The sequence below is a fragment of the Salinisphaera sp. Q1T1-3 genome (assembly GCF_003602005.1).
Taxonomy (GTDB): Bacteria; Pseudomonadota; Gammaproteobacteria; order Nevskiales; family Salinisphaeraceae; genus Salinisphaera.
Genome location: NZ_QZWD01000019.1, coordinates 61,526 through 70,726, shown reverse-complemented (window position 1 = coordinate 70,726; position 9,201 = coordinate 61,526). Strand labels below are relative to the sequence as shown.

Annotated in this window: 8 protein-coding genes and 1 pseudogene; 3 read left to right on the top strand and 6 right to left on the bottom strand. The window is 65.4% G+C overall.

Annotated elements, in window-relative coordinates; all coding sequences use genetic code 11:
- Positions 1–126: pseudogene (locus D3260_RS15110) on the top strand (IS481 family transposase); the annotation flags it as partial.
- Positions 127–234: 108 nt separating this feature from the next.
- Here D3260_RS15110 and D3260_RS15105 read toward each other — a convergent pair.
- Both D3260_RS15105 and shiA read right to left on the bottom strand, forming a co-directional pair.
- Entirely contained in the window at positions 235–1,038 is an 804-nt protein-coding gene (locus D3260_RS15105; protein ID WP_233544102.1) for an IclR family transcriptional regulator C-terminal domain-containing protein, read from the bottom strand.
- 657 nt (positions 1,039–1,695) lie between these two features.
- A complete protein-coding gene (gene shiA / locus D3260_RS15100; RefSeq protein ID WP_120099435.1) occupies positions 1,696–3,021 on the bottom strand; it encodes a shikimate transporter in 1,326 nt (441 codons plus the stop codon).
- Positions 3,022–3,217: 196 nt separating this feature from the next.
- Here shiA and D3260_RS15095 point away from each other — a divergent pair, with 196 nt between their 5' ends.
- Complete coding sequence (locus D3260_RS15095; RefSeq protein WP_120099434.1) at positions 3,218–4,177, top strand: oxygenase MpaB family protein; 960 nt, start codon at positions 3,218–3,220, stop codon at positions 4,175–4,177.
- Between the two features lie 7 nt (positions 4,178–4,184).
- On the opposite strand, the gene D3260_RS15090 is transcribed toward D3260_RS15095, so the two are convergent.
- From D3260_RS15090 to D3260_RS15080, 3 genes are all read right to left on the bottom strand, one after another.
- Positions 4,185–5,219 (bottom strand): M23 family metallopeptidase, encoded by a 1,035-nt coding sequence (locus D3260_RS15090; protein ID WP_199671537.1) that lies wholly within the window; start codon positions 5,217–5,219, stop codon positions 4,185–4,187.
- 186 nt (positions 5,220–5,405) lie between these two features.
- A complete protein-coding gene (locus D3260_RS15085; protein ID WP_120099443.1) occupies positions 5,406–6,968 on the bottom strand; it encodes a SulP family inorganic anion transporter in 1,563 nt (520 codons plus the stop codon).
- Positions 6,969–7,033: 65 nt separating this feature from the next.
- Complete coding sequence (locus tag D3260_RS15080) at positions 7,034–7,648, bottom strand: carbonic anhydrase (RefSeq protein WP_120099433.1); 615 nt, start codon at positions 7,646–7,648, stop codon at positions 7,034–7,036.
- 548 nt (positions 7,649–8,196) lie between these two features.
- On the opposite strand from D3260_RS15080, the gene D3260_RS15075 reads away from it, so the two are divergent.
- Entirely contained in the window at positions 8,197–8,688 is a 492-nt protein-coding gene (locus tag D3260_RS15075; RefSeq protein ID WP_120099432.1) for a GNAT family N-acetyltransferase, read from the top strand.
- Between the two features lie 28 nt (positions 8,689–8,716).
- On the opposite strand, the gene D3260_RS15070 is transcribed toward D3260_RS15075, so the two are convergent.
- Positions 8,717–9,193, bottom strand: coding sequence for an isochorismatase family protein (locus tag D3260_RS15070; protein ID WP_120099431.1), 477 nt, complete (start codon positions 9,191–9,193; stop codon positions 8,717–8,719).
- Between the last annotated feature and the right edge of the window lie 8 nt (positions 9,194–9,201).

Here is a 9,201-nt window from a genome sequence, read left to right as displayed (position 1 = left end):
GCCGATCACTTGCCTTACTGGCTCCACCACTATAACTGGCATCGACCCCATGCCAGCCTCAACCACCAACCACCCGTCAGCCGATTGTCGCTCTCCGTGAACAATGTGGTGGGTTTACACACCTAGGTATCCAGTCCTGCCAAACCGGTTGTTGGCGGGACTCGACAGCTACGCGCTTTGCCGGATCACGATTTTGAGCAGCAATACGACTCGCGCGGATAAGGTCAACAGGCCCTAATTGACCGCGCGGCCGATCTGGTCGGCGGTCTCGCGCAGCAGCGGCAGGAATTCCGCCTCCAGTCGTTCGCGCGGCACGCGTGCGGCGTTCGTGCTGACGTTGAGAGCGCCGAGCAGCCGTCCGTTGCCGGCATGGACCGGCACTGCCAGCGAACGCAGACCGGATTCCAGCTCCTGATCGACAATGCAGTAGCCGGCCGAACGTACAACGGCGATCACTTCGCGCAGGCGATCGCGATCGGTGATGGTATTGCCGGTATGGGCGACCAGTTCGATGGGCGCCAAGCGGGTCTCCAGTGCTTCCGGCGTCAGCGTGGCCAGAAGTACGCGGCCCATCGAGGTCGCCACCGCCGGCAGGCGCGAGCCGAGGGCCAGGGCGACTGTCATCAAGCGATGGGGCGCCGCCGAGCGGGCGACGTAGATCACATCGTCGCCGTCGAGTGTACCCATCGATGAGGATTCACCGGTCACCTCGGTCACGTGCTCCAGGTGCTGGCGGATGACGTCCTGATAGCCGTTGGCCGAGAGATAGGCATAGCCCAGATCCAGCGTCCGCGGGGCCAGCTCGAAATAGCGGTCGGTCTTGCGTACGTAGCCGAGCGCATGGAGCGTGAGGAGAAAGCGGCGCGCCTTGGCGCGGTTGATGCCGTTCTTGGCCGCGACCTCCGAGAGCGTCATGCGCGGCGTGTGCTGGTCGAACGCGCGGATGATATCCAGACCGGTGGCCAGGGCGGCGACGAAATCGCGGTGTTCCGGCCCGGGCGTGTCGTCGGGCGTCGTCGATGAGTCAGACGAAAACAAGTCTCGGTCTCGACCGAAAAGAAAGCGCATGATGCTATCAGTTGCGTCTGAATGTTCGCAATGTGAACTTTTGCTGGTTATGGCCGAGCTGCCATGAACGTCAGGTGGGGCCGATTGCTAGGGCCTGTTGATGTTTCGTGCGAGCGCCTTTTCGTCGAGAGGCCGCCGTGTGTCCGGCAAGACGCGAGTCGCCGTATCGTGGCGTGCCCCGATCCAGACTGGCAACGCCGCCGGGCGCCCATCGTCGATTTTTCATGGGCGGCCCAACCCGAAGGGACAAGCGCCCCAAAATCAAAAACACGACGGCAATCCAGCGTTGTCGCCCGCGGGGGCAGCATGGCGGCACGGCGCAATACGCCTCGTCTTGCCGCCCATCGTCAATTTCAGGGCGCGCTTGGCGCGGACTCGAACGAAACCTCAACAGGCCCTAGGCGCGACAATGCGGTGGTGCTGCCAAATCGCGATCGGCCTTGCGTGTTCCATTGCCCGGCAAACCCGGCAAACCCGGCAAACCCGGCAAACCCGGCAAATCGCGCGATGGGCAACGCAGGCGCGGTGTGCGGGCGATATCGCAAACCCGTCCGGAGCCGGCCACGCGTGGGCGAGGCCGGCCTATCGGCGCCATGGCAGCGCGTGCCGTATATCGCGGTCCGGCGATCAATCGTGGGTCGTCGCGGTGTCGGTGCGGGCGGCCTTGATATGGCGCGCCATGATGAGCGACAGCAGGCAGCCCGCCGTCAGGTAGATCGCGACCGGCACCCAGGAGCCACCGGCGAGATCAACGAGCCCGGCAGCGATGAAGGGCGTGAAGCCGCCGCCGATGACGCTGGCGACCTGATAACCGACGCCGGCGCCACTGTAGCGGTAGTCCGTGCCGAACAGTTCGGCGAATACCGGTTGCTGCACCGAGACCACCATGTCGTGCGTGATATTGGCCAGCAACACTGCGAACACCACGATCCAGAAGGTAGCCTGGGCGGTCAGTGCCATGAAGAACGGAAACGCGCACACCACGCCGAGTGCCGCGCCGATCGTATAGATCGGCCGGCGGCCGAAGCGATCGGCGCACCCGGCGAACAACGGAATGGTCACGCAACTGATCGCGCCGACGGCCATGCCGATATTCAGAAACAGGGCCCGGTCGAGTCCCAGATGTGCCGTCGAATAGTTCAGGGCGAAGGTCGTGACGATATACATCGTCAGCAATTCGGCGAGCCGGAGCGCGATGATCTGGCCGAAGGCACCGGGATGGCGCCGCAGGGCACGGATCACGGGCAGACGGGCCGGCGTTTGCTCGGATGCGGCGACCCGGGCGACGAAGTCGGGTGATTCAGTCAGACGCTGCCGGAAGTGATAGGCGACAAAGACCAGAACCAGCGTGAACAGAAAGGGCAGGCGCCAGCCCCAGCTGGCGAAAGCGGCTTCGGAAAGCAGGCCGCTCAATACGGCGACCGTGCCGGTGGCCAACAGCAGCCCGACCCCGTAGCCGACCTGTACACCGCTGCTGTAGAAGGCACGCCGACGCGGCGGCGCGCTTTCAACGGCCATCAGCGCGGCGCCGCCCCATTCGCCGCCCACGGCGAAACCCTGGATCGCCCGCAGCACCACGAGCAGGATCGGCGCAGCCACACCGATCTGATCGTAGTTGGGCAACAGACCGATGAGTGCGGTCGCGCCGCCCATCAACAGGACCGTGAGCAACAGCATGCGCTTGCGGCCAAGCCGGTCGCCGAAATGACCGAAGACCACGCCGCCCAGTGGGCGGAAGACAAAGCCGACGCCGAAGGTGGCAAACGCGGCCAGCGTGCCGACCGCCGGATTGGCGGCAGGAAAGAATTGTGTGTTGAAGACCAGCGCGGCCACGATCCCGTAGAGCAGGAAGTCGTACCAGTCGACCACGGCCCCGAGAAAACTGGCCACGGCCGCGCGTCGTGCCTGGCGCTCGTCGGGCGTGACGTGCCCGGGCTGGGTGTGCTGGTCCATCGAGCGTTGCCTTTGCGCTGTCGTCGGCAGGCCGCCGAACGCGCGCTATTCGAACGTCGATTCGTGGTGCAAGCAAGTGCGCGGCCCGCGCCCATCCGGTCTTCGGTCGATATCGGCCCTGCGGATGAGCTGTTGACGCGGTCAGGACCCGGCGACTGCATCCGCTGGATTGCCGACACGGTATATGCTTGACGCCATGGAGAAGTCCTCGAATCCTTTTGTCCGCTCGTTATCCCGTGCGGCGCCGGTCGGCGGTTGGGCCGAGCCGGTCTATGCGCGTTTGCGCGGCTGGATCGTCGATACGGTCGCCACGCGTGAGAAATTCGGGATCGATTACGATGCCCCGGTCGGCGATGCGGGGTTGTTCGGCCCCGACTCCGTCACCTGGAAGATTCACGCCGACTTTCCGGGCATGATGGCCGGCGGCATCGCCGCGCTCATGCTCCAGACCCTGCACCCGCGCGCGCTGGCCGGCGTGTGGGATCATTCGCGCTTTCGAAGCGATGCGCTCGGCCGATTGCGCAACACCACGACGTTCGTGGCCGCGACCACTTATGCGCCGCTGGGCCATGCCGAACGGCTGATCGATATCGTGGATCGGATGCATGCCCGCGTCGTCGGCCACACGCCGGAGGGCGAACCCTACGACGCCCGGGATCCGCATCTTCTGACCTGGGTCCACTGCACCGAGATGGCCATGTTTCTGGCCGGCTACAAGCGCTATCGACGCGCGGTGCTGCCCGATGGCGCCGAGGATGCCTACTTCGATGAGACACGCCGGATCGCCCAGCGGCTCGGCGCCCGGGATGTGCCGGCCTCGGCGGCCGAAATGGCCGAGTACTTCGCCGACATGCAGCCCGAATTGCGCTTCGATCAGCGCTCGCGCGATACGCTGGCCGTACTCGATGCCATGCAGTTGCCGATACCGATCGCCGGTGTGTCACGCCGCATGTTTCTCGGCGCCGGGGCGGCGTTGTTGCCCGAATGGGCGCGACTCTACATGAAGCGCGGGCGGCGCCAGCGGCTCATCGATCGTGGCGCGGCCGAGGCGCTCGATCGGATCGGGCCGGCGATCCGGGCGGCGATGTCGGAAGGCGTGGGCGTGCGTTCGGCGGCGCGCTGTGGAGCCACGCGCGACTGTCTGCACTTCGATTGACGGCCGATCAGCCGTTGTCGGTCGTGCGATTCGCCAGCGCAGGCAAGCGCGGCATCGGGCGAATGAAGGCCGCCGGATCGATCGCCCCGCCACCGGCGTAGATGCCGAAATGCAGGTGCGTCGGCCCGCCCGCCGCATTGCCGGAATTGCCGACGTAGCCGATGACCTCCCCGCGTTCGACACGCGCGCCGTCGGCAACGGCAAAACGATCGAGATGGGCATAGTAATAACTCGGCTGGCCGAAGCCGCCCGACAGGAAGATCGCTTCGCCGCCCAGACCACCGGTGCGACGAGACACGCGGCCGTCTACCACGGCCACGACCGGCGTGCCGCGCCCGGCGAAGATATCCACGCCTTCGTGTCGTCGGGCGCCGCCGTCGCGCGGCACGCCGAAGCCGCCGCCGATATCGCGGGACCGCGCGCCCTTGACCGGCATCGGAATCGAGCCCCCGGCCGCTGCGGCCCAGTCGGCCCGCACGGCGGCCAGCAGTTCCGGCTGGAAGACGAATCGATAATCGCCGGCGTGCTCGATCACGCGCCGATGGGGCTGGTCATCGGCCGACAGGCGGGCCAGCGTCTGCCATGTGTCGGCTGCCTCGGCGCGATATTCCAGCGTTGCATAGAGGACGGGGGTGTCGTCCGATGGGCGTCGAAGCTGCCAGCGCAGCGCCTCGCCACGCGCCAGCCGGACGACGAACACCCGTGCGCTCACCGTGTCGGCAGCGAACGTCAGATGCGCGCGTTCCTGGCGCCGCCAGCGCGTCGGCGTGGCCTGTTCGGGCGCCGCACGCCAGCGCCTGGCGAGTGTTGAATCGCCGAGGCCGGCAATCGTGAGCCGCCAGCCATAGATCGTGCGCGGAGAGAGGCCGGCCGTCTCATAAACGAGATGGGCGATGCGGGCCGAGACGAAGGCTGCAGCCGGTCGACGCAGATCCGCACGCACGGCCAGCATCGCGATGAGCGCGGCCAGCAGACACAGCAGCAGCCCGAGTCGCCGGCGAGGGCGCTGCACCGTGGTTCTGGCGGAAGAGGCATCGTTCATGAACGCAGTCCGAAACGGCAGGGCGTGAACGTGGCCCGATGGGGCGTTCACCGATCACCATGGATACGAACAAAACAGCCGAATCGATTCGTGTCCGGCTGGACACGTCTCGATTCGGCGCCATGAAGCCTGCGAAGGGGCCGGTCGGACGCGCCGGGCCGATGCCCGACGCGTCCCGGCCGCCGATCAGGCGGCGGGCGAGGCCATCAGACGGCCGCCCTCGGCTTCCGTATAGGTTGCCGTATGTCGTGCCAGACCGCGCAACTCGACCGTGATGCCGCGACCGGGTGCGCCGCTGATGAAGTGATCGATATCCTCCTGAATATCGGGATCCATGAAGCGATTTGCCGACCCATCGATGATGAGATGGCCACCGGGCGCAACGCGTGCCAGACGATCGCGCAGATCCTGGCGATTGAGGAACGAGACTTCGCTGTTGAGTCGCAACAGCACATGATCGCCGTGGTGTGTGCTCTGCATGGCACCGCCGTGATGGGCCCGCACCAGGAAATACAAAGCCACGGCGATGCCCGTGAGCACGCCGATCAGAAGATCGGTGGCCAGGATCGCCACGATGGTGGCCGCGAACGGCAGAAAACGACGCCAGCCGGCTCGATACTGCGCCGCGATCAGCGCCGGTCGGGCAAGCTTGTAGCCCGTGAAAAGCAGGATCGCAGCGAGTGCGGCCAACGGAATCGTTTCCAGGGCAAAAGCCAGAAATGCGACCGAGACAAGCAATAGGATGCCGTGGATGAAACTGGCCAGTCGGGTTCGGCCGCCGGCCTGCACGTTGGCCGAGCTGCGCACGATCACGGCCGTCATCGGCAGGCCGCCGATCAGGCCGCTGACCAGATTGCCCAGGCCCTGGGCCTTGAGCTCGCGATGCGTATCGGAGGTGCGCCCGAGCGGGTCCATCTCGTCCACGGCTTCCACGCTGAGCAGCGTTTCGAGGCTGGCCACGAGCGCGATCGTGGCCGCCGCGATATAAATGCCCGGCGTGGTCAGATGGCCGAAGCTCGGCAGCTGCAGCGCATCGAAGAACGCCTGTGGCCCGGTCAGCCCGGGCAGCTGGACATGCTGGGCCGGTGAAAGCGTCATGCCGATATCGAATACGCGTGCCCCGAGGCTCATGGCCACGCCCACCAGGACCGCGATCAGCGGCGCCGGCAGCACCGACAGGCTCGGCCGGTTCTTGACCCACGGCGTTTCGAACAGAACGAGAATCGCCAGGCAGACGAGTGTGATCGCCACGGCCAACGGCGATACGCCAGCGAGCAGGGCGTCCGGCGTGGTCAGTCCGGCCTCGGTCGAGGCGCCGTGGCCAAGGGCCAGCGGGATCTGGGTGCCGATCAGGATCAGGCCGATGCCCGCGAGCATGCCCTTGATCACGCCGGACGGCACGAATGCGCCGATTACGCCCATGCGCAGCAGCCCGAGTGCGATCTGGAACACACCGGCCAGCGCCGTGGCCAGCAGCAGACCGCCGTAGCCGTAGGATTCGATCACGCCGAGCACGATGGCGGTCAGACCGGCGGCCGGCCCGGAAACGGATAGCTGCGATCCGCTGGCCCAGGCGACGACAAGACCGCCGACCATGCCGGCGATCAGACCGGATAGCGGCGGCGCGCCCGAGGCGATGGCGATACCCAGGCACAGAGGGATCGCGACGAAGAAGACAACGATGCCGGAACGGATATCGCGAGCGAGATATCGCGCCGGTCCGGCTGATGCAGTGGATGTTTCAGACATGATGCAGAACCTCGCGATGACGGCCGAGGCCGTCATGGCAGAATGCGGAGCACAGAGAAAAGGAGTCAGGCGACACGCGAGAGCGGCCCGTCATGTGGCTTGTGTTCACAGATGCATTCGAGCGTGCCGCGATCGATGGCGTAGACCAGCCCGAGGACCGTCGGCTTCACACGGGCCTCGCGCACCAGCGCCAGTTCCGCGAGGGCCGCGGCCTGACGGGCGACGTTGTGGTGGACCATCGCATTGACGTGTGCGGGGGCGGCGGTGTCGACGTCCGGCCCGGCATGGCCACGACACATGTCGGTCACGCCCGACAAATGGGCATCAACATGGGGCATGCCCGTCGGTTGACCGCTGCACGCCGCGCCGATGCCGCCGCAGCCTTCGTGTCCGCAGACGATCAGATAGCGGACTTCCAGCACGCCAATCGCGTATTCGAGCGCGCTCATGAAACCGTCGTCCGCGATCGCGGCCACATTGGCCACGTTGCGATGCACGAACAGATCGCCCGGGGAGGCGTTGCTGAGCTGTTCGGCGGGGACGCGCGAATCCGAGCAGCCGAGCCAGAACGCCTCGGGCGACTGGCCGTTTCGCAGCCGGCTGAAGAATTCGGGGTCGCGGTCGGACATGGTTTCAGACCAGGCCCGATTTTCCAGTAACAGTCGTTCCTTGAACTGCATGATCGATAACCCTCATGAAAAGATGCGCCCTCGTGCCTCGGATTCATGTGTACGACCGTTAGGTCGTTAACGGGATCAATAGAAACCAGTCGTGATAAACAGGATGGATCTCAGGGTGTTAGGTGATGACGTATCTGATTCTAGGGTCTGTTGATGTTTCGTGCGAGCGCCTTTTCGTCGAGAGACCGCAGTGTGTCCTGCAAGGCGCGAGTCGCCGATCGTGGCGTGCCACGATCCAGACTCGCAACGCCGCCGGGCGCCCATCGTCGATTTTTCATGGGCGGCCCAACCCAAAGGGACAAGCGCCCCAAAATCAAAAACACGACGGCAATACAGCGTTCTAGCAGGCTGGCGCAGAATGACACGCTATGCCTGCTACGCCTCGTCTTGCCGCAGAACAGCGCTTGGCGCGGACTCGCACGAAACATCAACAGGCCCTAGCGTAAGCAAACTTCGGGCCGTTACATTTGTCGACAGTATCGATGTGCTCGCATCGCGATCGGCGATTGGCTAGGCTTGCAGCCTCTCTCGACCGACATGGCTGCCCGATGAATGTTGATGCCCATGCCACCGTCCGTGCGGCCCGTTCGGATGATGCGCCGACGATCCTGTCCTTTATCCGGGAACTGGCGATCTACGAGGCCGCCGAGCACGAAGTCGTGGCGACAGAATCGGATATCGAGGCACGGCTGTTCGGTTCCGATGCGAACGTCCATGCCCTGATCGCCGAAGACGCCGATGGACCGCAGGGCTTTGCGGTCTATTTTCTGAGTTTCTCGACCTGGCTCGGGCGACACGGGATCTTTCTGGAGGATCTCTACGTGACGCCGGCCGCGCGCGGGGCGGGCATCGGGCTTCTATTACTCAAGCATCTGGCCGGCATGGCCGTGGCCAATGGCTACGGACGCTTCGAGTGGAACGTGCTGGACTGGAACACGCCGGCGATCGGATTCTATGAATCGATCGGCGCGAAACCGCAGTCGGAGTGGATCGGTTATCGCCTCGAGGGCGAGGCGCTGGCTGCTTTCGCACGCGCTTGAGCGCGGCGCGACGACAGGCTGGCCGCGCTCAGGCGCTTTCCTGCGCCAGCAGGGCAGTCGTGGGGCAGACTGTGCAGAACTCGTCGTGCGGACTTGCCAGATGTGCGGCCTGGCGCACGTCCGCCGTGATCGTTTGGCCGTCCGGTGCGCGGCGGTCGAACATCGCGGTCGCGTCGCCGGCCAGCCGGACGCGATAGCCGAGATTGCCCGCCATCCGCACGCTCGTCGAGACGCAATGATCGGTCGTCAGGCCGGCGACGACCAGATCGCTGACGCCGGCCGCGCGCAGTCTTTCATCGAGTGCGGTTCCGATGAACGCACTGTTGATCTGCTTGGTGACGTGCCATTCGTCGTCACGCGGTTCGAAGCCGGCTTGCCGGTTGTGTCCCGCGCTCCCGGGCGCCAACGGTGAACCGGCTGTTGCCGAGTCGTGCTGGACGTGCACGACAAGATGGCCGCGAAGACGCCATGGCGCGAGCAGGCGCTGCGCATGCGTTTTTCGCATGCGCGTTG

Bases quoted from the DNA above. Each gene is read 5' to 3' on its own strand.
- shiA (WP_120099435.1), bottom strand. From the start codon at position 3,021: ATGGACCAGCACACCCAGCCCGGGCACGTCACGCCCGACGAGCGCCAG.
- D3260_RS15095 (WP_120099434.1), top strand. From the start codon at position 3,218: ATGGAGAAGTCCTCGAATCCTTTTGTCCGCTCGTTATCCCGTGCGGCG.
- D3260_RS15090 (WP_199671537.1), bottom strand. From the start codon at position 5,219: ATGAACGATGCCTCTTCCGCCAGAACCACGGTGCAGCGCCCTCGCCGG.
- D3260_RS15085 (WP_120099443.1), bottom strand. From the start codon at position 6,968: ATGTCTGAAACATCCACTGCATCAGCCGGACCGGCGCGATATCTCGCT.
- D3260_RS15080 (WP_120099433.1), bottom strand. From the start codon at position 7,648: ATGCAGTTCAAGGAACGACTGTTACTGGAAAATCGGGCCTGGTCTGAA.
- D3260_RS15075 (WP_120099432.1), top strand. From the start codon at position 8,197: ATGAATGTTGATGCCCATGCCACCGTCCGTGCGGCCCGTTCGGATGAT.
- D3260_RS15070 (WP_120099431.1), bottom strand. From the start codon at position 9,193: ATGCGAAAAACGCATGCGCAGCGCCTGCTCGCGCCATGGCGTCTTCGC.